Source organism: Nostoc sp. 'Peltigera membranacea cyanobiont' 232, assembly GCF_002245985.1.
In the GTDB taxonomy this organism is placed as follows: Bacteria; Cyanobacteriota; Cyanobacteriia; order Cyanobacteriales; family Nostocaceae; genus Nostoc.
In genome coordinates, this window is the sequence record NZ_NOLK01000025.1 from 1 (window position 1) to 23,339 (window position 23,339).

Here is a 23,339-nt window from a genome sequence, read left to right on the forward strand (position 1 = left end):
CAAGAAGTCTTGTGACGAACCAATGATGGTTCGCCCTCATACGAGTTTAGCGCATTTAATGGATAGTCGAGTATAGGGCATGGGGCATGGGGCATTGGCTACAAGAGGCAGAGGGGCACTTAGCTGGATTAAAAGAATTAATTGAAAGTATAAGTCGCGAGCGGAATTTACCCCGTCTTGCAGTTCAATCAGCTATTAGAGAAGCACTACTCAAAGGCTACGAACGTTATCGTCGCGCCCAAAATTTAGAGCGCAAACAGTTTGACGAAGATTATTTTGAGAATTTTGAAGTAGAACTCGATATTGAAGGAGAAGGATTTCGCGTTCTTTCCACCAAAACCATTGTCGAAGAAGTCAATAACACAGATCACCAAATTTCCCTAGAGGAAGTTCAACAAGTAGCTCCTGAAGCACAGTTAGGCGACTCAGTGGTACTGGATGTTACCCCCGACCAAGGAGAATTTGGTCGGATGGCGGCGATGCAAACTAAGCAGGTATTGGCGCAAAAATTACGGGATCAACAGCGCCAGATGGTGCAAGAAGAGTTCCAAGATTTAGAAGGAACTGTTCTCCAAGCAAGAGTCCTACGGTTTGAACGGCAATCAGTAGTTTTGGCAGTCACCAGTAATTTTGGTCAGCCAGAAGTAGAAGCCGAATTACCGAAGCGGGAACAGTTGCCCAATGATAATTATCGGGCAAATGCTACCTTCAAGGTATATCTGAAAAAAGTCTCCCAAGGTCAACAACGAGGGCCACAATTGCTTGTATCTCGGGCTGATGCTGGTTTGGTGGTTTATCTTTTCGCCAACGAAGTCCCAGAAATTGAAGATGAAGTGGTACGGATTGTTGCCGTAGCTAGGGAGGCAAACCCCCCCTCCCGTTATGTCGGCCCCCGGACTAAAATAGCTGTAGATACTCTCGATCGCGATGTAGACCCAGTTGGCGCTTGTATTGGAGCCAGGGGATCGCGAATTCAAGTGGTAGTCAACGAATTACGCGGTGAAAAAATAGATGTAATTCGCTGGTCGCCAGACCCAGCAACATACATCGCTAATGCTTTAAGTCCAGCCCGGGTAGATGAAGTACGCCTAATGGATCCAGAATCCCGGCAAACTCACGTACTCGTGGCTGAAGATCAACTTAGTTTAGCCATTGGGAAAGAAGGACAAAATGTCCGTTTGGCAGCCCGCCTGACTGGTTGGAAAATAGACATCAAAGACAAAGCTAAATATGACTATGTAGGAGAGGATGAGAAATTTACAGCTGTCAGGGCTAAATATCAGTCAGAGCAAGACGATCTTGACTTTGAGGAAGAATTAGAGGATGAAAATCAGGACGAATTAGAAGAAGAGGATAGTTTTGACAATAATGATGACGAGTAATTGATTAACCTTGTAAAGTTTTGATAATGTGGATTGTAGTCCAAGTCTCAAGGATTATTTCCTGAAAGACACTTTGGTATAAGTAAAAAATAGTAATAAACAACTTACTTTTTACACCTAGAATGCTGGACTGAGATTGTAGAAAACTGATGAAACCAAATTATCGGCGCTGTATTAGTTGCCGAAAAGTAGGGTCAAAAGATGAGTTTTGGCGGATTGTCCGCGTCTTTCCATCGGGAAAGGTACAATTAGATCGGGGCATGGGGCGTTCTGCCTATATTTGTCCGCAAACGAGTTGCTTACAAGCGGCTCAAAAAAAAAATCGACTAGGGCGATCGCTACATGCATCAGTGCCAGAAACACTGTACCAAAGCTTGTCGCAACGTCTAGCCATCAGCAATACCCAAAACCAAATTTAATTGGAACAACTTTGTGACGTTATCACCAGAGGAATTGTGCGAAAGCCGAAGTCGTGCTTTTATCACACCCTCTATGGAACGTTAAGGTTAGTGCCAAAATAGTAAATGGGTGTAAAAGGCATTCGGCTCTCCAATAAAGTAAGAGAGGCGAGGCAACATTCCCAGAACAAGATGTAATCGATTGTGTTGTGGAAGATTCAGAATCAACAAAACAAGAAACTACAAAATGGCAACCTGGTAGCGCTCAGGCGCAGTTCGGCATCAAGGGTTCCGATAAAAATCTTTTATTTAAAAAATTTTTATGGGTGTCCCTCAACCATCATTTCTGGTGGGGATGCCATTATTAAACCGAAACATCTCTCTTTCCTGATTGGAGGCACCGGCAAAAACTAAACGGCAGTCTAAAAACAGTAATCCAAGGATGGAGATGTCGCAAACCAGGCAACCATCCGCTAAAACTGTAAATTAAAGGGGAAGAGTGGATGACCAACGGCAAAGTTAGAATCTATGAATTATCAAAGGAATTGAATTTGGATAACAAAGAGCTATTAGCAATTTGCGAGCAGCTCGACATCTCAGTCAAAAGTCATAGCAGCACGATTTCAGAATCCGAGGCAGAAAACATCCGGGCGGCAGCAGAAAAGCTTGCAACTACGAATGTGTCGGCCAAAAAGGAACTAGGTACAACCAGCCATAAGCCAAATTCACCACCAAACGGCGGACGTAACCGACCTGCTGCACCCCACAAACAGCAAATTTTGGAAATACGCAAACCCACAATATTGAGAAATACTACCTCCAACGCCCCTGATGCGTCAGTTGCCAACAATACCCAAGCTGCCTTGTCTGAAGCTAATCCTCCCTCACCTCCACGGCCTTTTGCTACACCAGTCTCACCCATGAAGCCTACGGTACCAACTCGACCTGTACCCCGGACTCAATCTGAGACTCAAGAGCAACCTCCTGTCACTAACTTGGAACAAACGCCTAATCAAAATCAGGCACCGGAAAAAGTAGCATCGCAAAAACCAGAAAAAGTAGTTGCACCCAGACCGAAATCGGAAAAACCTCAAAAACCACAATTAGTTGCCCCTCCGTCAAGACCGGCAGCTGAAGTTGCCGAGGTGCAAGTGCAAGATGAGCAAGTGTCTCAAGCAGATAAACCAATTCTCAAACGCGACCAACGGGTAAAACCTGTTGAAGGCGATCGCGAGCAAATTAAGCCGAGAGTTGCGAAACTGCCAACTGACCAATCTCCACAATCTGCACCACAAAGACAGGCCAGGCCTACCCCTGCGCCCACCAGACCAGAGCAGAGGGGCAATAGACCATCTGCACCATCACAACTAGGAGAGGGGCAAAGACCCAGACCAGCGCGTCCTGGTGAAGGGATAGCAGCCGCAATGCCGATCGCTACTCCACCCAGACAAATGTCAGGAATAGCCGGCAAATCTCAAGGAATGGGTGATGAGCCAGTTGCACCACCCGATCTCCTCGACTTGAAACGCCCAAGCCCACCTCGCCCGACCAAAGGCGGCAAGAAGTGGGTAGAAGAGGAAATAATCGACGAAGTTAAAGAGAAGGCTAAAGCTGGCGTTAAAGGCAAGCGGATCAAGCCGATACTGGACGATGAATTTGAAGAAGATTTGTTGGATGATGACGATATCGACTCACCAGCAACCGTCCAAGTCAGCCTATCAATCGCTCGTCCTCCCAAACCAAAAGCAACTCGACCTGTACAGATGCCGGGTGCAAGCCTTGCTAGCGCCCCAACTGCTAGAGGAAGTAGGAAACCTGGTTCTAAATCTGGTTCTAGCCGCGACCATCACAATAACCGTCGCCACCAACAAGAAGCTGACACCAAGCGCGATCGCCCCGAAAAGGTGACGATCACAGGCCCCTTGACTGTGCAAGAACTGTCTGACGTTTTAGCGGTTGCCGATACAGAGATTGTCAAAATCTTGTTCCTCAAAGGTATGGCGGTGAGTATCACTCAAAATCTAGATATTCCCACAATTACCCTGGTAGGAAAAGAACTAGAAATAGAAGTTGAAACCGTCGAGCGAGAAGCAGAAGCTCGGAAAATTACCGAAATGGTCGGCGCAGAAGACTTAGAATATCTCCACCGCCGTCCGCCTGTGGTGACAATCATGGGTCACGTAGACCACGGTAAAACAACCCTGCTCGACTCAATTCGCAAAACAAAAGTGGCTGCTGGCGAAGCTGGTGGGATCACACAGCACATCGGTGCGTACCATGTGGATATAGAACATGAGGGCAAACCCCAGCAGATAGTCTTCTTGGATACCCCTGGTCACGAAGCCTTTACAGCGATGCGGGCTAGAGGAGCTAGGGTAACAGACATTGCCGTGTTGGTAGTGGCTGCTGATGATGGTGTGCGTCCCCAAACCATTGAAGCCATTAGCCACGCCCAAGCTGCGGGAGTGCCAATTGTTGTAGCCATCAACAAAATTGACAAAGAAGGGGCACAACCGGAGCGGGTGAAACAAGAACTGACCCAGTATGGTCTGACCGCAGAAGACTGGGGTGGTGAGACAATTATGGTTCCCGTGAGCGCCATCAGAGGTGAAAATCTAGATACGCTCTTAGAGATGATTCTCTTAGTAGCAGAAGTTGGAGAACTATCTGCTAACCCAGATCGTGCTGCCAAAGGAACTGTCATTGAAGCCCATCTGGATAAAGCCAAGGGAGCAGTTGCTACCCTGCTAATTCAGAATGGTACCCTGCATGTGGGAGATATCTTAGTAGCTGGTTCGGCCTTCGGTAAAGTCCGGGCGATGGTGGATGACAGAAGTAAGAGAGTAGACATTGCTTCTCCTTCCTTTGCTGTCGAGGTACTAGGTTTAAGTGATGTACCAGCAGCCGGCGACGAGTTCGAGGTCTTCCAGAACGAAAAAGAAGCCAGATCCCTTGCTAGCGATCGCGCCGATAGACAACGCCTATCACGCCTGTTACAAGGTCGTGTTACCCTGACAACCCTGTCGGCTCAAGCCCAAGAAGGCGAGTTGAAAGAACTCAACTTGATCTTGAAAGGAGACGTACAAGGTTCCGTAGAAGCCATTGTGGGAGCGCTCAAGCAAATTCCACAAAACGAAGTCCAAATTCGGATGCTCTTGGCTACTGCTGGGGAAATCACCGAGACAGATATCGATTTAGCAGCTGCCAGTAACGCTGTAATCATTGGCTTCAACACCACCTTTGCCAGTGGCGCTAGACAAGCCGCCGATGAAGCAGGTGTAGATGTCCGAGAATACAACGTCATCTACAAACTCCTAGAAGATATCCAAGATGCCTTGGAAGGTCTTTTGGAACCAGAGTTGGTGGAAGAACCCTTGGGTCAAACTGAAGTCCGTGCCGTCTTCCCAGTCGGTCGCGGTGCTGTTGCCGGTTGCTACGTTCAATCTGGCAAGCTAGTTCGCAACTGCAAAGTCAGGATACGACGTGGCGGTAAGGTGATCTTTGAAGGCGTTCTTGATTCCCTAAAACGGATGAAAGAAGATGCCCGTGAAGTCAACGCCGGTTACGAATGCGGTGTCGGCATGGATAAATTCAATGATTGGGTTGAAGGTGACATCATCGAATCCTATCAGATGGTTACGAAGCGCCGCACTCTCACCTTAACGAGATAGTGTTGAGGGTAAAATGGTTAGAAGTTAGGAGTAATAAATTAGGAGTTAGGAGTTAAAGGCTACTAATTCCTAACTCCTAATTCTTAACTCACAACTTTTTATAATATGCATTCATTTCGTTCTGAACCTATTTTGTGGATTCACGTCGCTGGACTGGCGACATTGCCTGTTTTTTTAGTCCTGTGCTTATTGTTTTTGTCTGTAGGCGAGCCGTTTTTGCCAGTCTGGATGGAGCTATCTTTAGTTGCTGCCATTGGTATTCTTCCCCTGCTATGGATGCAGTTACGTCGCCCTTTTTATATATTTGCTCTTTTAGGAATAGCCCTAAAGCCAGAAAATCTGACTGAACGGCAGCGAAAAATTCTCTGTTTAATTAATACAAAGTTAAATCGTATCCTGGCATTAGTGGCAGCAGTATTGTCAGTTTGGGTGCTGTGGCATCTCTACCAAATTGCCCCATTAGTAGCAAATTCAGCTAAATTTCTCCCACAATGGCGCAGCGCCGCATTAGTGCTTGCGGGGTTAGCTTTTTTGGGTAGTAATCTATTTTTACAAATACCTGTGAGTGTAATGCGAGTTTTAGTGACTAATGACACAGAATTCGCTGGGATAGAACCATTATCTTTAGAAAAGATTAAGCAAGATTTTACCATTTTAGGGGTGCGGGTTAATCAAATCGTCCCCCGATTATTGCAATCCTTGTTTAGGATTAATACAGATTCATCACAGCCCTGAAAGTAATATTATTTACTTTAAAAGGCTAGAAAGAAGTAGTAGGGGAAGCAGGAGAGGCAGAGGAAGCAAAGGTAGCAGGGGAGACAGAGGGAGAAAAAGTATTAATTATTGCCCAATGCCCCATTCCCAATCCCCAATGCCCCATTCCCAATTCCCAGTTACCCTTGAAGTAAAAACAAAGGAATGAGAAACTATGGCTCAAATTCCAGCTTCTAGCGATCGCCAATTTTCTGCTGACACTGAAATTTGGTATAGTCTCAAATGTGCGATCTCCACCAGTTCCGGTTTTCAACGCTGGCAACTAGAGCGTGATACTCAATTACACGGAATTCGCTTGGAACAGCAAGTACAACGGTATTTAAGGGAAACTTTAGAAACTTTAGCTTACTAAACAGCAAATAAATCTTCTAGGGTCGTTTGCAAGCGGCGGAGTTGATGGTATACACTCTGCAACTGGAGTTTAGACTAAAAGCGATACAAGGGAACGCAATAGAATTACAGATTAAAAATATTCTAAAGTCAGTCCATCCCATCGCTTACCTTATTTTTCTCTGCCGCCCCTAGTTATTGACTTGATACTTCTAAATCAAGATTACGAATTGTTGATGAACACTTCCCTTTATCATCACATACTATTGATGAACACTTCCCTTTATCATCACATATTTGAACTAGCCTAATCCCACTATTTCTATTACGTATTTCAATGCGGTTTTTCAGTTCATTTAGTTCAGTTAGATACTTTGTCTCTTCAGCCCAACCATCTAATTCATCGTTATACTCTGCCCCTTCTCCATCCTTGGATTCATCCTCTTTAGTTTGTTTTGTTAACTTAATTGGCTCAATTACTTTTTTACATAATATATTTAAATTTATATTATCTGTTCTTTGAATATAACAACCTGTTTTTACATCAGAATTGAGAGGAATAGAGGATTGTGCACGTCTGAATACTGACTGACTAAATGCAACCTTCGCTGTCAATAAAATCAAAGCAGCTGATAAAAATTTAATTAGAAAAATATTTTTTTGCATAATATTATCTCCCAGTGTAAAATTCCTCTAATATTTTAAGAATTTATATAACATACGACTTACGCATTGATAGGAAAGACCAAGTATAGATGATTGGAAAAACCAGATCCTTCGTAGGGGTAATTCATGAATTGCCCCTACGACGCGGATCTATTTACCATCAATGAATGATTAATAAAAATCTGAAACGGCGTATTTACGTTGATGCACAACATGATTGTTTTGTATAGTGCCTAAGTACTACTATAGTAGAATTTTCTGAATAAAATAATATAACTAATGTATAAGTTCTGTGATGTATCTAAGGAATTTAGCTGAATCAGTGGTAATCATCCAGTATAGTTTTGCATGGGTTTTATAGCAGCTACAAGGCTGCTATAAAACCTTGTTTGGTATACCATAATTCAGCACATCACAGACTCAAAAAATGAAATATCGGGGTTTTCACATTACTCTTGCGAAAAATTTTCGCCTTCTTTCTAGCAGTCATCTCAGATATACTTTGCGCCTGGGAGCCGGACTAACGGCAATGCTAGTTGTTTCTAGTGGGTCAATATTACTACCGGGTGCGGTTAATGCTGGTGCGACTCACTCAAAAGGTATTACCCCAACTCTCACAGCGCAAGTTCCGACAACCGCCGCAGCGATTTACGTTAATCCCGCAACTGGTGCAGATAGTGCTGGTCGTGGTACAACCTCATCGGCACCCTACAAAAGCATCAGTTTTGCTCTCAGTCAAGCCCAAGCAGGTGCAGTTATTCAATTAGCACCTGGAAACTATAACCAGGAAAGTGGCGAAACTTTTCCATTGTTGCTTAAACCAGGGGTAACACTGCGAGGTGATGAAGCTAGTAAAGGTCAGGGGATATTAATTACAGGTGGAGGTTTCTACACTAGTCGCACCTTTGCCAGACAGGATATTACCATCCTTGCCGAACAAGATACCACGATTACTGGTGCCACCGTCACTAACCCAAATAGCCGGGGTACAGCTGTGTGGGTGGAATCAACTAATCCCACCATCAAAAACAATACTTTTACTAACAGTGTTAGAGAAGGTGTTTTTGTCACGGGTACAGGCAATCCTAAAATTGAAAGTAACCTTTTTGTGCAAAACAAAGGCAACGGGATTTCAATAGCTAAAGCGGCTCAAGGAGAAATTCGGGGTAACTTATTTCAGGATACTGGTTTTGGTCTAGCGATCGGTGGCACTTCCACACCCCTAGTTGTGGAAAACCAAATCGTCGAAAACCAAGATGGTCTTTTTATCTCAGAGTCAGCGAAGCCTGTATTACGTAAGAATGTCATTCAGAATAATAAGCGCGATGGCGTAGTAGCGACTGTTAATGCTCTACCCGACCTCGGCACTAACGAAAATCCTGGTGGTAATCTTATCCGCAATAACACTCGTTATGATGTGAACAACGCCACTAAAACCAGTAAAATTATTGCTGTTGGTAACGATATCGATCAGAAAAAGATTTTTGGCTCAGTAGATTTTGTTGCCGCAGCTGTTGATGTACCGCCAGGAGGGCCTGTTGCATTTAAAGATGTGCCCGCAAATTTCTGGGCAAAAGCCTACATCGAAGCTTTAGCCTCTCAAAATATTATTGCTGGCTTTCCTGATGGCAGCTTTAAACCCAATGAACCTGTAACCCGCGCTCAATTCGCTACTATTGTCACTAAAGCTTTAACACCACCAGTTAAACGCGCAGGCATTAAATTTAAAGATGTAGCAACAAATTTTTGGGCTTACGCTGCAATTCAATCTGCTTACCAGAGTCAATTTGTTTCTGGTTATCCCGATGGCACTTTTAAGCCACAGCAGCAAATTCCCAGAGTGCAGGTGTTAGTAGCTTTAGCTAATGGTTTGGGCTTAACTGCAAGTAATCAGAATGTCCTTTCCTTTTACACCGATGCTGCCCAGATTCCTAATTATGCGATCGCACCTGTTGCGGCTGCAACTTCACGGCAATTAGTAATCAACTATCCCACAGTGAAGCAACTCAACCCTAATCGTCAGGCGACTAGAGCCGAAGTTGCTGCCTTCGTTTACCAGGCACTCGTCAATGCTGGACGCGCCCAACCAATTCCTTCATCCTATTTGGTAACAGCCCAGTAAATGCCTAGTTAGCAAATTAGAAACGCCAGACTAAGAAATTACCTGTCTGGCGCTTCCAATATTGTAAATTTTATTAATTTTAGGTGTTTTTAAACATAAAATTTGGGGTCTTTAATTAACACAGAATTGTCGATGCCCAGTTGAAATTTAAACTGGTGGACTCCTTTTAGGAATTAGGATTTTTACCCGATTGGGGGCGTTGTTGCCGACGCTGTTCCCAGCGCCAGAGGAAGACCATTAGGGCAACGATTCCTACTTGGAGAGCTAAACTTGGCATTGCACTCTCAACATTGCGTCCGGCAAGGACTTGGAAGAAAAAGACGAATGCACCGAGTGAACCAGAAGCAGCGAAAGCGATATAGAAAAATTGTCGTAACCCGCGATAAGGAGCGGCTATTTCTGCTTTGAGGCTGGCATACTGTTCAGGATTAAGGCGATTTTTAGGATTTTGATCTACCATCATTAAATCGTGTTATACTCTTAGATTGTGTACGCCGATGTGGCTCAGTGGTAGAGCAGCTGATTCGTAATCAGCAGGCCGTGGGTTCAAATCCCATCATCGGCTTTAGTGAAAGTATTCCTCAATATTATTAGAGTTTGATATAAATCAAGCATCTATCCAGATGGGTGTGAAAACGATTGCCTACGGTGGCAAGCTACGCACCCAATTAATTAGATTCTATTTTGTGGAGTAAATGAGTTTTGATGCTTCAGTCAAACTCAGTTTCGCAGAACGCTTTTAACAAATCAATACAATTAGCGATCGCTCCTAAATGAGCAATTTCATAACCATGTGTATTTTGGGTAGGAAACGCCAAACACGCAGCACGCGCTACATGGCCAAATTTCATCGCAATGGAAGCATCACTACCAAACTGGCTCAGTATCGTTAGCTGCACTGGTATGTCGAGTTGCTTGGCAGATTGGCGCAGTTGTCCATTTAGCCCTTCATCATATATCCCATAAGAATCTTGAGATAAAAGTACAGGACTTTCCCCATCTTTAAAAGGATATTCTTGGGATAATGGACAAACTTCTAAAGCAATTAGCGCATCTAAGGGTTGATTTTGAGTAAAAAATAATGCTCCAATTGCTCCTACTTCTTCTTTAGCCGAAGCTACCAGATAAACATCAACAGCTGGCTGCTTCAGATTTTCAGCCAAAGCTAGCAAAATGGCGACAGAGGCTTTATTATCCAAAGTGTAACTGGCAATATGATCCTTTAACCTAATTGGATGCTTGCGATGTTTGCCGATTACCATTCTAGTTCCAGGTCGAATGCCAGCTGCTTCTAATTCAGCAGATGTGAGCTTCGTTTCAATCCAGGCATTTTCCCACTTCACAGTCGTATCTTCCTGCTGCACTTTTTGGGGCGATTCGTGGGAAACGTGGCGGGAACCAAAGCTGAGAATACCGCTAATGGTTTCATTGTCTCCCAATAAATCCACAACGCCTTCGCCGTAAACCCACGGAAAAGAACCGCCGAGTTTACGGACTTCCACACGACCTTCATCACCGAGATTCTTGACAATTGCACCAATTTCGTCTTTGTGTGCGGTGATGGCGATCGCTCGGTCTGGATTTTTTCCTGGAATCTTGGCAATAATATTATCGGCGCGATCGCACCACACTTGTACACCCAGCGCCGCAAATCTTTGCATCAACAACTGGTTAATCTCAGCTTCTGCACCACTCGGAGAATGGTGCATAACTAATTCTTCAATAATTTGAAATAAGCGATCGTAATCCCACATCAATACAGTTAGTTTAATTTTCAACTGTTGTATGAGACAATTGTGCATCAACAACGCGACCTGCTGATACAAGTAGCGATCTTTTTTGTTGACGCTTCAGCACTCCTACCGCACCAAAAGCACCAAGCGCTAAAATCCCCAAGTTTATCGCAGGTTCAGGAACAGACTTAGCCTCAATCGCCGCCAGTGCAGCATCTGCTATTAACTTATGAGCATTAGTTGTTGGATGCACGGAGTCATAAAACAAATAATCGTTTGGTTGAGAGCATACACTGATGATTGTCTGAAAATTCCCGACTACGCAAGGATTAGTTGCATTTTGAAATCCAAATTCCCCTGGATTTACTTGTATTTGATTAAATAGGGAAGACACATCCACAGAAATCAGATTGAGGTCAGGATTATTGCTAAATTTGTCCAGTTCCTCTGCTAATTCCTTGTTATGCTCATTTGTTAAGGCAGTCAAGTTGTTTGATTGACCTGTAGCGAGTGCCAGGGGAATTTTGCCCAAATCAGGCAAGTTAAATACTAAAATATTTTTTGCGCCAGATGAGGCAAGTAACCCTACTGCATCTGATAAATTCTGAACTGTTTGGGTCGTATTAGTAGCTTGACCAAACACATAATCATTTGCACCTCCCCATACAGCATAGAGGGCATTTGGATCGAGCTTCTGATTAGCTTGTAGAATGGGTTGCGTCAACAAGCCGACTTGCTCTAGTACTCCCGGTAATGGTGCATTAGGAACAACAGCATTACCTTGACCAGAACTAGCACCGCCCACAGCAAAGTTAATTCCTTGGTTGGGAATAGCAGGATTTAAAGTAATGTATGGAGAGGGTGTTAATCCCAACTGATCTCCAAGGTAGTCTACCCAAACCTGCTGATTAGAAAAACGTCCTTGAAAGTATGGTGGATCTTGGGGAATGGCTGTTGTCGGAGCGACTAAACCACCAGTAGCAGCGAAGACATTGCCAGTATCAGAAAGGCTGTCGCCAAATACGTAAAATTTGCTAAAACTCGCCGCACTTGCCTTGAGCGGTAACATGAAAGATAAGAGAACAAATCCTGCGGCTATAGCTTGTTTTTTCATATTTGTTTTACCTGTGGTATTTTTTAGTTTGTTTCAAAGTAATGAAAAGGCGGTAGTCTGACAACTTCTCAATAGACTTACTTCAAAACTCAGTAAGTCTATCGAGTTAATTTACGTTGTTTTGCTTAACTATGCCTCAAAAATTCATCAAACACAGGTAAAAACGCTGTAAGTACTTAGATTTATATTTTCTTCAGAAAAAATAGCTATATTACAAAGAAATGGCAAAATTTATATGCTAAAGCGTGGAAATTGCCCACTTTTATGCTATTGACGAACTAACCGCAATAGAATGGTGTAGTTCATCGTAAACTTCGCTTTAATTTCAAAACCTCAGTAGCTGACACACCCTCACCTTGACTGCCGAAATACCACAAAGTCATAGCAGCCTCAGCACGAGTTACTGGTTTTTTGGGTTGAAACAGAGTCGTATAGCCAAACACCCGCCGAATATTTGATTGTTCGCCATTTTGGTAATCAGCCAACACCGATCTTAAAGCCTTGGGGTCAATTCGGGCTGCATCTTGAAAACCCCAGGTTTGTTTAACTGTATCTAAGTTAGCAGAGGGTAAAGCTTGGCGAGTATCTAGGGGTAATTTCCACAACAGTAATTGTTCGCGTGTTAGGGGTGCATCAGGACGAAACAGAACTACTGTAGAATCTCCAGACAAAGGACTGGGAATTAACCCAGCTTCGGCTAATCCCTGAATTGCTGGAAAATCAGGGTCTTTTGCGGTAACATCACTAAAAACGGGTTGAGTGCTTTCTGATGCCAAGCGAATTTGTTTAGCTGGATTGCTTGCATACAGAGCATTGTTAGCAGCAATTAGCCAACGAGCGTATTCCCGATGTGTAACGATTTTACTGGGTTCAAACTGGTTATTTGTGGTAGTAGAATTACTCTTAGTTACCTTTGGCTCTATAGACAAAACACCTAATTTGCCTAAGTCTTGGATATGTTGCCGCCATTCTTGCGGTACTTTATTCAGATCGTTGAATTCCTGAGATTCGGCTGTGGCTGTAGGAGTTGTTGGGTTATTAGTCGGACTTGGTGGCTGTGCTGCTAAATTTGCAGGTGGTACTGGGCCAATAAACTGTGAATTTCCTGCTTGAGGAACGGCGTTAGTAGTTTCGTTAGAATTTGTAGTTGGGGCAGGTTGTGCCGTAGCAATACTATTAGGTACGTACTCAATCACTAATTCAGTAGCGGTTTGGGGTTGATTGGGTGTGGCGTTAGTAACTGATTTAGGCTGAATAGAAACCTTCAACAGCAAATCGTTGCGACGTGCCTCAAAAGCGCCTCCTGCATCATCTGTTGGCTGTTGCAAAATCTGCCAGTTATTTGTTTGAAACTGGCTGCGATAAAAGCTAGCAATAAAGTTGCTGGGATCGGAAGTCAACCAGCGAGTTGAGACTTTGTTTTCTGAGCCGCTAGCAGGTGTAACTTCCTGTAGTTTGGCATTGGAATATAGTGGGATATCTTTAGGAAAATCAGATGGTAACTGAACTGTTGATGCGTTTGACTGTGCCTGTGGTTGGTTACTCTGAGATTCTCCAAAAACAACTGGATTGCTTTGTAGCTTAGGATCTGCCGCCAAAGATTCCTCAAGATTTTTGGCGACTGGACTGTTAGCACAGGCTGTTAAAGAAGTCAGTATAACAGCCCAAATTAGAAATACAGCTGGACGTTTACAGGGAAGCACAGGAAATCACAAATTGAGTTTCAATTCCTACCCTAGCGCAGACTGTTCATTAATTGGGCATTGGGAATTTTCTCTCCCGACTCTTTTCTGCTCCTTTGCCTCTCAATATCATCCAAAGACACTACCAACTCAGCACTTCATTCTTAGCAAATATCTCTGTTGGTGAAGATGATATCTCTAAAAATGAGTAAACGGTAGCAAAAGCTACCGTATTGTCTTTGTTTTACAGCCATTAGGTTTTGATAATTCCCATGCTTATTTATAGAATTCCCTAAAATTCTGGCAAACTAACATTTTTGGAAAAAAAATAGAAATAAATCTGAAATACTTGCTATACAAGAGTTTTATCAAACAGAATTCAGGAGTCAGGAGCCAGAATGGGCTAAAGTACTAAATTGAGAATCCATTTTTTAAATAGTTCTGGAAATATTCAATTGGCAGAGGGGAGAACTAAGTGAGAACTCGCCAAAGAACAGTTTAGCGACCAAAAGCTTTAATCTACTTCTAGATGCACTAGCTTAATGCGATCGCCAAGCAACTGAAGTGATAGACTAGGACTAAAGCCCCCTTTAGCATCACCCAAAGAGGGGAACAAATAGAGTTCGCTAAATATTGGCTTACAATCGATTCTGGAAATTATTCATCTGACGATGGTAAGCTGAATAAGGCAATAGCTGGAAAGTGCCAGTGTTAAGCAATTCCAGGAACTTGGCGTAAGTTCGTTATTCTTGGCGACTGGGGTTCTAGGCAAAGCAGTCAAGTGTCACAGCAGTTTCCCTAATATCTATAAATAGATTTCCTGGGGAAAGTGTTACTTGTACTGTCAGTCAAGAGCTTCCTGGAAGTCTCGAAAGCAGTGAGTACTAACTCTAAAAGTGCGATCGCCTCTATGTTATCCCAAGCTTTCTCTTAGGCAATCCCTCCCTGTTCTTCTGGGATAGGATAGCGGTTCTTAAAATAAAAGCTAGCTACAGAGTATGTTTCGCAAGTTATAGAGGCAGTGCAAAGGTCAGCTATAGCTGTTTTCTCAATCTTACTAATGATTGGGTAAAGGCAAAAAAACACTTCATCTGATGCACTGGCGGTTGAGAAAACCCTCTACAAATTTGGACTGAACAGTCAACAGCTTCCTGATAGATTAGATACAATTAGCATCTGCGTTTGGTTGGGCGATGGCTTGTTCAAAGCGAGTATTCAAATTGACATGCCGATCCACTAGCTGATTTGACATAGTATTAAACCTTTCACGTGCTGGCTCTAGCGAAAAATTTTTATCTAGGGCAAATTAAGACTTATATTCAAGGGACTTGGGTGTTTCTTGGAGACGAAGTTACCCAAAAAAGCGCAAAAGGCTGAAAAGATATGTCTTATGTCAAAACGCACAAATGATAAGAGGATTAAAAATCTAAAATAGATATTAAATTCAAGAGAAAACAACGACCATTGACAACCGTCAGTCCATTTTACTTTCTGTAAAGCGTCACCGGGTTGTTACCAGTGCTGAAACACGATTACATGCAAGTTTCCCAGGATCAGCCTATTTATTCTGAGGCTCCACTCCAGCTGTTACTATTTGTCGATGGTCGCCCAAAGTCCCGACAACAGGTGCAGCGAATACGCGCTTACTTAAAAGAATTGCAGGCTGAGTATAGTTTTGAACTTCAAATTATTGATGTTGGACAACAACCCTACTTAGCAGAACATTTTAAGTTGGTAGCAACGCCAGCTTTAATCAAAATCCATCCTGAACCACGACAGGTTTTAGCTGGGAGTAATATCATAGCGCAATTGAAAAACTGGTGGCCTCGCTGGCAAGTCGCTGTAGACGCTTATTTAAAATTACAGGAAGACTTGCAAGAACGTATGGACGAAAATGGTCGGGCGACATTACCCAAATCCACTATCCATTCAGTTGCTGTTTCTGCTGAACTAATCCGACTTTCAGACGAAATTTTTCGCTTGAAACAGGAAAAAGATAATCTCCAAGAGCAGCTACAGTTTAAAGATCGGGTGATTGCTATGCTGGCGCACGATCTTCGCAATCCCCTAACTGCGGCCGCGATCGCAATGGAAACCCTCCAATCTAATTATAATCTAGAGACAGGGCAATTCCACCGCCTCAAACCAACGATGACGGCGCATTTATTAAAACAAGCCCGCAATCAAACTAAGATCATTGACCGAATGATTGCCGACCTTTTGCAGGTAGGTCGTGGTACAGACACAGAATTCTCCATTCTACCACAAAAGGTACAACTAGGTAAAGTATGTTTGGATGTAATCGAAGAATTGTGCGATCGCTACACCGCCAAAGCCCAAGAGATAGAAACAGATATTCCTAATGACCTACCTTATGTATATGCTGACCCAGAACGCATCCGCCAAGTGGTAGTGAATCTGTTGGATAATGCCATCAAATACACTCCCGAAGGTGGCAAGATTAGCGTAGCCGGATTGCACCGCACTACCCAAAAAGTTCAGTTTAGTATTGGCGATACTGGGCCTGGGATTCCTGTAGAGAATCGCGATCGCATTTTTGAAAACCACTTCCGCCTGCAACGGGATGAAGGTAAAGAAGGTTACGGCATTGGTCTTTGTTTATGCCAACGTATCATCTTGGCACATTATGGCCAAATTTGGGTGGACTCTGCCCCCAATAACGGAGCCTGGTTCCACTTCACACTGCCAGTTTATCCTTCTTAAGGATTGGTCATTCACAAATGACAAATGACAAATGACAAATGACAAATGACAAATGACAAATGACAAATGACAAATGACAAATGACAAATGACAAATGACAAATGACAAATGACAAATGACTATTAATCACTTGAAACAAAGCGATCGCGTCCTCCTGCCTTTGCTTGGTAGAGTGCTTTGTCTGCTTGCACAATCAAATCTGAAGGTGAGGATTCCCAAGTAGGGACAACAGTCGCCACGCCCATACTGAGAGTGACATACTGACTCACGGCAGACCCATCATGAACAAGTTGCAAATCTTTGATTCCCGCTTGTATCGCTTCGGCAATGTGAACCGCACCAGAGGCATGGGTGTATGGCATAATCACAGCAAATTCCTCGCCACCATAACGTGCTACTAAATCTTGATGTTTTTGTGCCTTTATGTTTAAGACAGCACCCACCTTTTGTAAACAGATATCCCCAGCAGGATGGCCATACTTATCGTTATAAAATTTAAAATAGTCGATATCACACAAAATCATTGACAAAGGAGATCCCTCCTGTGCGAGATTAATCCACTGAGTATTGAGATAATCGTCAAAACGGCGACGATTAGCCAACTCAGTTAAGCCATCTACATTGGCCAGGTGCTGCAAAGCTTGGTTTGCCGCCTCTAATTGCTTGTATACTTGCGCTTGCTGTAGCAGTCGCCGCAACCTCTGACGCAATACAGGCCAGTGAATTGGCTTAGTAACATAATCAGTTGCCCCTGCATCAAAAGCACGGTTTACAGAGTCCTCATCATCCAAGCATGTGATCATCAATATGGGAGTACGCTCCCATATCTTGGAGATAACAGTATTATTAAGGGTCGAGTCAGTATCAAAGGTTGCAAGGGCTGAGATTAAATTATTCCTGGCAATTTGGAGCAAGTGCTTACAGCAGGTAAAGCCATCCATGACAGGCATTACAGCATCTAGCAAAACTATATCAGGTCTGATAGTCTCGTAAGCATCTAAACATTGCTTACCGTCATTGACCTCAACCACTCGATAACCTTCTTGTTCCATAGCTTTACGCAACAATACTCGGATGGTCTTGTCATCATCAGCCACTAAGATCAGTGGTGGTTGCTTAGAAACAGAAAATGGGCTTATGCCTGACATGAGTTGCCTTCCAATTGCGGGATTATTCTGAAAAAGGCTGTACAACTCAATCGCATGGGAGCGATCGCTCTTTTCATCAATGCCAGGATTTGCGGCAAAGGTGTGTCTGGCTTCAAAATCAACTGTTGTTTGACAATAGACTGCTCAATGTTCTTGAGCCAAGCAAGCGGTAGATAACTAAGTTGCATAGACAATCTATAATTGGAACACGAAGGCAATTGTTACCTTTTTGTTCGGCTTTGATTATGGGAGAAAATGTTACTTATATATTTCCCCATTGTTAAAGTTAAATTACAGTTTTTTTGAGAATTGCAAATACACACCTCAATTATGTAGTTCTGTAGTTAGTTTAGAAACCTCGTGAGGCAGGGCAAGGCTATTGCCAAAGTGCGCTCAGAAGATAGCTAATACTAAATGCTAATCTCACTTGACTAAAATTTCTTTAGTTTATTAGGTAAGGTCTATGAAAGTTTAGTATAATTACATAAGATTGAGATTTAGCTTGGTGCAAAGCTTATCTTGAAATTCATTCTGGTTTAAGAAATTTAGTAAAAACTATTATTTAATTCAATTAACTATATATGAGCTTAATTATTAAAATAATAGGGTTTTAATTTTTAAAGACAGCAATTTATTAGCTAAAATTAGATAAACATACTAAATGCAGATTAATATCTTGAACAACTAAATACTATAATTAGTTTATAGACACTATATAAAATCGCCTTTTTTTTTGGTCATGCCAATAACCAGAAGTTATTACAAAACAATCAAAATCTATTTACATTTACCAAATTCTTAAAAATGCCAGATCCATTAATGTATCACCAAGATAATTTTGTTGTTCTAGAAACAAATCAACAAGAACAGTTTTTAACACAGCCTGAGTTATTAGAGAAACTTAAAACAACTCTCCAAAAGCTCAGAAGTCAAGACTTACCACCTGATGTGCAAAAATTTGACACTTTTGAAGCTCAAGCACAGTATTTACTAGACACAAGTTGCGAATTAGATATTGGTACTGGGCAATATTTGCAATGGTATGCAGTTCGCTTAGAAAAGTAACTTTTTGGTCAGCAGTTGATGCTATTAGTGAAGTCAAAAAACCCTTGTGTTTAGATAAGCCACATCAGGGATGAAATAATTGAGAGATTTTTAAGCAGTTTTGTATCCAGGTGAATAAGAATAATGTTTTTCCCAGGAAATCAAAATAAACTAGTTTGTATAGAATTATCTAGTTCAAATTTTCCTCGTTTAGATAGATAATCAATCAGCTTAACCCAATCAATTTGATTATTTGTCATAAAATTGAGTATAAAGTCTTGAGTCATTTCATTAACTTTCGCAGCATACGCAGATTTAAATTTTTCATCTCTCTCTTTTGCTTTTTCATCAATTGGTACAATTATTTCTTGATAAAGATTATCATCATTAGATATAAAATACCAAAAATCCTGACCAGCATATTTGTAATAAACTTTATCAATATCTATATTAGTTTTTAAATGCACAGTTTCTCTTCCATACATACAGCCATTTACTGCAATAATTTCACTGGTAATACCATTCTGTCTTAAATTTTGTTTTGCGATTTTAAAATTATTTCTCATAGCAGTTATCTGGTCATAATTAGCCCAGCTAGTTCCAGATTTAATTCCTACTATATAATAAATATCATCTCTTTCAAATTCTAAGTCTACACTTTTAAAATTAGATTTGAAACCATTATATAAAGTTTGAGATATATAGATAGCGAATCCTTCTAGGAAATTTCCAAACATTGTTTCTTCTTGTGAAGAGAGGAAAGCATCGACAATACTTTTTACCAAATCTCCAGCTAGCTCAATATTTTTAGCTTTAAACAAATAAGGATTTTTCCGCTTCAGAACATCTTTTAAACGTAATTTATTTAGGCTATTAAGTCTATTGTTATAGAAGGGAGTAACAACTTCCTCTGAAAGATAATCATAATAATTTTGATAAAGAGAATTATTCATAGTAATCTCAGTTGGGTAGCATTATTATTGACAGCATTTACCTCCGCTATTGCTAAATCATAGTAATCTGGTTTTATTTCTATACCAATATATTCTCTGCTGAGTTCTGTTGCAACTACACACGTAGTCCCAGACCCAACAAACGGATCAAGCACTAAATCACCTTCTTTAGTAAATAATTTTATAAACCATGAAGGAAGTTCTTTAGGAAAAGCAGCACTATGACTCTTGTTGTTACATTCTGTTGCTAGATGTAAAACATTTGTGGGATATACCAAATCACGACCTACCCAATTTGCAACTTTCTTACCAAAAGGACTCCCAACTTTTGAGTTATCCCGCCTTTTATCTGTTTCACTCAAGTTTTTCAATCGTGACTTAGCCCAATCACCCATTGGAAGCATTACTGCTTCTTGGTACATATTAAATTTTTTTTGCTTATTGAACTGTAAACATCTCTCCCAAGAATCACGAAAACGATTTGACCATTTACCAGGAAAACAATTTTTCTTATGCCACATAAATTCTTCTGTCCACAACCAACCTTGTTTTTTCATCTCCAATATAAGTTCTAAAACATACGTGTGGCGTTCGCTATTAACAACTCTTTCCTTGATGTTTAATATAAATGTTCCATCATCCTTCAAAACTCGCTTCAATTCTTGAGATATGGGTAAAAACCATTCCACATATTTATCAGGATGAACCCCTCCATAGGTATTTTTTCTACTATCAGCATAAGGAGGCGAGGTGACAATAAGATCAACAATATTAGGAGGAACAGATTGTAGAATATCCAAACAGTCGCCAAGGATAATTTTATTACCCCAATCCGCTAAATTTTGAACAGATTGATTCTGGTCTGAAACTGTAGATATTTCTGGGGAAATACTTGAACTCATTTTCGCAATACACACAAAATCTTAGAAACTTATTAATAGCATTATTTTTAGACTCAATGCATGAAAATAAAGCAGCAAAATTTTGTAAGTTGCAAAAACAATTTAGTAGCTTTCAAGCTCAACTTTGGATAAAAACTTTGATTTTCAATAATCAAAGCCCGTGACGAGGATTGAACTCGTGACCTCACCCTTACCAAGGGTGTGCTCTACCACTGAGCCACACGGGCGAAATGTGATTTTGATTTTTCAGCTAGAAGTTAAAATGCTGGGAGTTTTGATGCTAACCCAGTCATTATAACTTATAACTTCGTAAGTGGTGGGCCGGGCTGGATTTGAACCAGCGTAGGCGCAAGCCAACGGATTTACAGTCCGTCTCCATTAACCACTCGGACACCGACCCGATTTGTCTCACGATTTAAAATCTTAGCACCACCTTTTATAAATAGCAAGTGATTAGAAAAAATAACTTGTGGGTAGAGATCGCAGTAAAATTGCGTCTCTACCATCTGATAAAAATACTGGTTACACGCTCATCTCCAGCATTCTTTGCATTGGTCGCAGTGCAGCAAGGCGAATATCCTCTGACATGGTAATTTCGGGAGTCCGATTTTTCATTGCCCAGTAGAGCTTTTCTAGGGTGTTTAACCGCATAAAGGGACATTCGTTACAAGCGCAGTTATTTATCGGCGGGGCAGGAATAAAATGCTTGTCAGGAGCTAGTTTTTGCATTTGGTGAATGATTCCCGGCTCTGTCGCAACGATAAATTCTTTGGTGGGGCTGTTTTGACAATACTTGAGTAAAGCGGCTGTGGAGCCAATAAAGCTGGCGTGGCGCAATACACTACTTTCACATTCTGGATGTGCGATCGCCTCTGCTTCAGGATGGACGATTTTTAACTGGACAATTTTCTTTTCCGAAAAGGTTTCATGGACAACACAGCTACCTTGCCATAGCACCAAATCTCGTCCAGTCTGTTCCATCACATACCGCCCCAAATTCCGATCTGGGGCAAAAATAATTGGCTGTTCTTTCGGTATCTGCTCTACAATCTTCACAGCGTTGGAACTGGTGCAAATAATATCGCTCATCGCCTTGATATCAGCAGAGCAGTTGATATAAGACACCACCAAATGATTTGGATGCGCTGCTTTAAAAGCTGCAAACTCATTCGGTGGACAACTGTCAGCTAAAGAACAACCAGCATTCAAATCTGGTAAAAGTACTAATTTATCGGGATTAAGTATCTTTGCTGTTTCTGCCATGAAGTGAACACCAGCAAAGACAATCACATCCGCATTGGTTTTTTCGGCGGCTCTTGCCAGTTGTAATGAATCCCCAATAAAGTCGGCAATATCCTGAATATCTGGCTCTTGATAATAATGTGCCAGGATAACTGCGTTGAGTTCTTTTTTGAGACTCTCAATGGCGGCAAACAAATCTAGTGGTAGTTCACCCGGTTGGGTTTTTTCTCGTTGAGCTAGTGCAGTAGTAAACACAGTTTAGGGGTGCTTTATGTTGCAAATGTATATCCTGTGGATTCAATTATAGTAGTTTTTACCAAAAATAGTGGACGGTTGATATTTTGGGGTTGTGTCCAAATCGGGCTGAGTTTCATATCCTGGAGATAGACGGCAAGGAAAGTGGCATGACCAGTCAGAAAACTCAATCGATAAACCTCAAAATTGCTGTAATTGGAGACGTTCACGACCAATGGGAAGTGGAAGATGGCGTTGCACTCAAGCATTTGGGTGTTGACTTAGTGCTGTTTGTCGGGGATTTTGGCAACGAGTCGGTGGAAGTGGTCAGAGCGATCGCCTCTCTCGATATTCCCAAAGCAGCCGTAATGGGCAACCACGATGCCTGGTACACCGCCACCGAATGGGGACGCAAAAAGGCTCCTTATGACCGCTCTAAGGAAGACTGGGTACAGGAACAACTCGATTTATTAGGCCCGTCCCATGTCGGTTACGGTAAGTTGGATTTTCCCGCTTGGAATTTAACTGTAGTGGGGGGTCGTCCCTTTACCTGGGGTGGCCCAGAGTGGAAATTCGCGGAAATCTGTCAAGAACGTTACGGTGTGACGAGTTTGGAAGAATCCGCCGATCGCATCGTGAAAGCGATCAAAAGCGCCGCTTACGAGACGATTATATTTTTGGGTCACAATGGGCCTAGTGGGTTAGGCGATCGCCCCGAAGACCCGTGCGGCAAAGACTGGCACCCAATTGGCGGCGATTTTGGCGATCCAGATTTTGGCGAGGCGATTTCTCATGCCTTGACTGCTGGTAAAACCATTCCCCTGGTAACGTTTGGTCACATGCACCGAGATTTACGCCATACCAAGAAGGTGCAGCGCAAACCCATCTTTAGAAGTCCAGAGGGGACAATTTACTTAAATGCGGCTAGTGTCCCCAGGATTGTGGAAAATGACAGCGAGAAGTTGCGTAACTTTTCCATTGTCACCCTAGAGGCGGGTGTGGTTTCGCAAGTTTCCCTAGTTTGGGTGGGGAATGACTTTCAGGTGGCTAAGGGGGAAATTTTGTATGAGCGATCGCGGATTGTGTCGTAGACATTCGCATCTAGTAGTGCAATCTGCGTAGATAATAGGGTATAGTATGATCTGTCAAGTTTAGTGCTAACCAACAAAAGCGCCTGAATAGCGTCTGAAACTAGGATCAGCACAAGTTTGACAGATTTA

The 23,339-nt window shown here is 42.2% G+C and carries 19 protein-coding genes and 3 tRNA genes; 10 read left to right on the forward strand and 12 right to left on the reverse strand.

The window, feature by feature from the left end; translation table 11 throughout:
• The first annotated feature begins 86 nt into the window (after positions 1 to 86).
• From nusA to CDG79_RS10985, 5 genes are all read left to right on the forward strand, one after another.
• Positions 87 to 1,382 carry a transcription termination factor NusA gene (gene nusA / locus CDG79_RS10960; RefSeq protein ID WP_094342170.1) on the forward strand — a complete coding sequence of 432 codons (1,296 nt, stop codon included), beginning with the start codon at positions 87 to 89 and terminating at the stop codon, positions 1,380 to 1,382.
• Between the two features lie 149 nt (positions 1,383 to 1,531).
• Positions 1,532 to 1,801: a YlxR family protein gene (locus tag CDG79_RS10965; RefSeq protein ID WP_094331183.1), complete on the forward strand. Its 270-nt coding sequence runs from the start codon at positions 1,532 to 1,534 to the stop codon at positions 1,799 to 1,801.
• Between the two features lie 482 nt (positions 1,802 to 2,283).
• Positions 2,284 to 5,451 carry a translation initiation factor IF-2 gene (gene infB, locus CDG79_RS10975; protein WP_094342171.1) on the forward strand — a complete coding sequence of 1,056 codons (3,168 nt, stop codon included), beginning with the start codon at positions 2,284 to 2,286 and terminating at the stop codon, positions 5,449 to 5,451.
• 105 nt (positions 5,452 to 5,556) lie between these two features.
• The gene (locus CDG79_RS10980; RefSeq protein WP_094342172.1) at positions 5,557 to 6,186 is read left to right on the forward strand and encodes a low-complexity tail membrane protein; all 630 of its coding nucleotides are present in this window, start codon (positions 5,557 to 5,559) and stop codon (positions 6,184 to 6,186) included.
• Positions 6,187 to 6,379: 193 nt separating this feature from the next.
• A complete protein-coding gene (locus CDG79_RS10985; RefSeq protein WP_094342173.1) occupies positions 6,380 to 6,577 on the forward strand; it encodes a hypothetical protein in 198 nt (65 codons plus the stop codon).
• Positions 6,578 to 6,750: 173 nt separating this feature from the next.
• Here the strand turns inward: CDG79_RS10985 and CDG79_RS10990 are convergent, their stop codons facing one another.
• On the reverse strand, positions 6,751 to 7,221 hold the full coding sequence (locus CDG79_RS10990) for a hypothetical protein (RefSeq protein WP_094342174.1): 471 nt from the start codon (positions 7,219 to 7,221) through the stop codon (positions 6,751 to 6,753).
• 427 nt (positions 7,222 to 7,648) lie between these two features.
• Here CDG79_RS10990 and CDG79_RS10995 point away from each other — a divergent pair, with 427 nt between their 5' ends.
• Positions 7,649 to 9,343: a DUF1565 domain-containing protein gene (locus tag CDG79_RS10995; RefSeq protein ID WP_094342175.1), complete on the forward strand. Its 1,695-nt coding sequence runs from the start codon at positions 7,649 to 7,651 to the stop codon at positions 9,341 to 9,343.
• Positions 9,344 to 9,509: 166 nt separating this feature from the next.
• On the opposite strand, the gene CDG79_RS11000 is transcribed toward CDG79_RS10995, so the two are convergent.
• On the reverse strand, positions 9,510 to 9,803 hold the full coding sequence (locus tag CDG79_RS11000) for a DUF3493 domain-containing protein (RefSeq protein WP_094342176.1): 294 nt from the start codon (positions 9,801 to 9,803) through the stop codon (positions 9,510 to 9,512).
• A gap of 33 nt (positions 9,804 to 9,836) precedes the next feature.
• Between CDG79_RS11000 and CDG79_RS11005 the strand changes: the two genes are divergently transcribed.
• A tRNA-Thr gene (locus tag CDG79_RS11005) sits at positions 9,837 to 9,908 on the forward strand.
• Positions 9,909 to 10,053: 145 nt separating this feature from the next.
• Here the strand turns inward: CDG79_RS11005 and CDG79_RS11010 are convergent.
• From CDG79_RS11010 to CDG79_RS11020, 3 genes are all read right to left on the reverse strand, one after another.
• Positions 10,054 to 11,097 (reverse strand): M42 family metallopeptidase, encoded by a 1,044-nt coding sequence (locus tag CDG79_RS11010; RefSeq protein ID WP_094342224.1) that lies wholly within the window; start codon positions 11,095 to 11,097, stop codon positions 10,054 to 10,056.
• 13 nt (positions 11,098 to 11,110) lie between these two features.
• The gene (locus CDG79_RS11015) at positions 11,111 to 12,190 is read right to left on the reverse strand and encodes an SGNH/GDSL hydrolase family protein (RefSeq protein ID WP_094342177.1); all 1,080 of its coding nucleotides are present in this window, start codon (positions 12,188 to 12,190) and stop codon (positions 11,111 to 11,113) included.
• A 302-nt stretch (positions 12,191 to 12,492) separates the two neighbouring features.
• Positions 12,493 to 13,893, reverse strand: a complete 1,401-nt coding sequence (locus tag CDG79_RS11020; RefSeq protein WP_094342178.1) for an S-layer homology domain-containing protein — start codon at positions 13,891 to 13,893, stop codon at positions 12,493 to 12,495.
• A 1,497-nt stretch (positions 13,894 to 15,390) separates the two neighbouring features.
• Here CDG79_RS11020 and CDG79_RS11025 point away from each other — a divergent pair.
• Entirely contained in the window at positions 15,391 to 16,596 is a 1,206-nt protein-coding gene (locus CDG79_RS11025) for a histidine kinase (RefSeq protein ID WP_189524957.1), read from the forward strand.
• Positions 16,597 to 16,718: 122 nt separating this feature from the next.
• Here CDG79_RS11025 and CDG79_RS11030 read toward each other — a convergent pair whose 3' ends face one another.
• Complete coding sequence (locus CDG79_RS11030; protein ID WP_094342180.1) at positions 16,719 to 17,744, reverse strand: response regulator; 1,026 nt, start codon at positions 17,742 to 17,744, stop codon at positions 16,719 to 16,721.
• Positions 17,732 to 17,932, reverse strand: coding sequence for a hypothetical protein (locus tag CDG79_RS11035; RefSeq protein ID WP_094331674.1), 201 nt, complete (start codon positions 17,930 to 17,932; stop codon positions 17,732 to 17,734). Before CDG79_RS11035 ends, CDG79_RS11030 begins: the two co-directional genes overlap by 13 nt.
• Positions 17,933 to 18,548: 616 nt before the next feature.
• On the opposite strand from CDG79_RS11035, the gene CDG79_RS11040 reads away from it, so the two are divergent.
• On the forward strand, positions 18,549 to 18,809 hold the full coding sequence (locus CDG79_RS11040; protein ID WP_094342181.1) for a chlororespiratory reduction protein 7: 261 nt from the start codon (positions 18,549 to 18,551) through the stop codon (positions 18,807 to 18,809).
• Positions 18,810 to 18,949: 140 nt separating this feature from the next.
• On the opposite strand, the gene CDG79_RS11045 is transcribed toward CDG79_RS11040, so the two are convergent.
• The 5 genes from CDG79_RS11045 to nadA form a co-directional block, all read right to left on the reverse strand.
• Positions 18,950 to 19,741, reverse strand: a complete 792-nt coding sequence (locus CDG79_RS11045; RefSeq protein WP_094342182.1) for a PmeII family type II restriction endonuclease — start codon at positions 19,739 to 19,741, stop codon at positions 18,950 to 18,952.
• Positions 19,738 to 20,643: a DNA-methyltransferase gene (locus CDG79_RS11050; RefSeq protein ID WP_094342183.1), complete on the reverse strand. Its 906-nt coding sequence runs from the start codon at positions 20,641 to 20,643 to the stop codon at positions 19,738 to 19,740. The genes CDG79_RS11045 and CDG79_RS11050 overlap by 4 nt, the downstream gene beginning before the upstream one ends.
• A gap of 155 nt (positions 20,644 to 20,798) precedes the next feature.
• Positions 20,799 to 20,870: transfer RNA gene (locus CDG79_RS11055), tRNA-Thr, on the reverse strand.
• Positions 20,871 to 20,957: 87 nt separating this feature from the next.
• Positions 20,958 to 21,043, reverse strand: a tRNA-Tyr gene (locus tag CDG79_RS11060).
• A gap of 122 nt (positions 21,044 to 21,165) precedes the next feature.
• Positions 21,166 to 22,140 (reverse strand): quinolinate synthase NadA, encoded by a 975-nt coding sequence (gene nadA / locus CDG79_RS11065; protein ID WP_094342184.1) that lies wholly within the window; start codon positions 22,138 to 22,140, stop codon positions 21,166 to 21,168.
• A 149-nt stretch (positions 22,141 to 22,289) separates the two neighbouring features.
• Between nadA and CDG79_RS11070 the strand changes: the two genes are divergently transcribed.
• Positions 22,290 to 23,210, forward strand: coding sequence for a TIGR04168 family protein (locus CDG79_RS11070; protein WP_094342185.1), 921 nt, complete (start codon positions 22,290 to 22,292; stop codon positions 23,208 to 23,210).
• Positions 23,211 to 23,339: the final 129 nt, after the last annotated feature.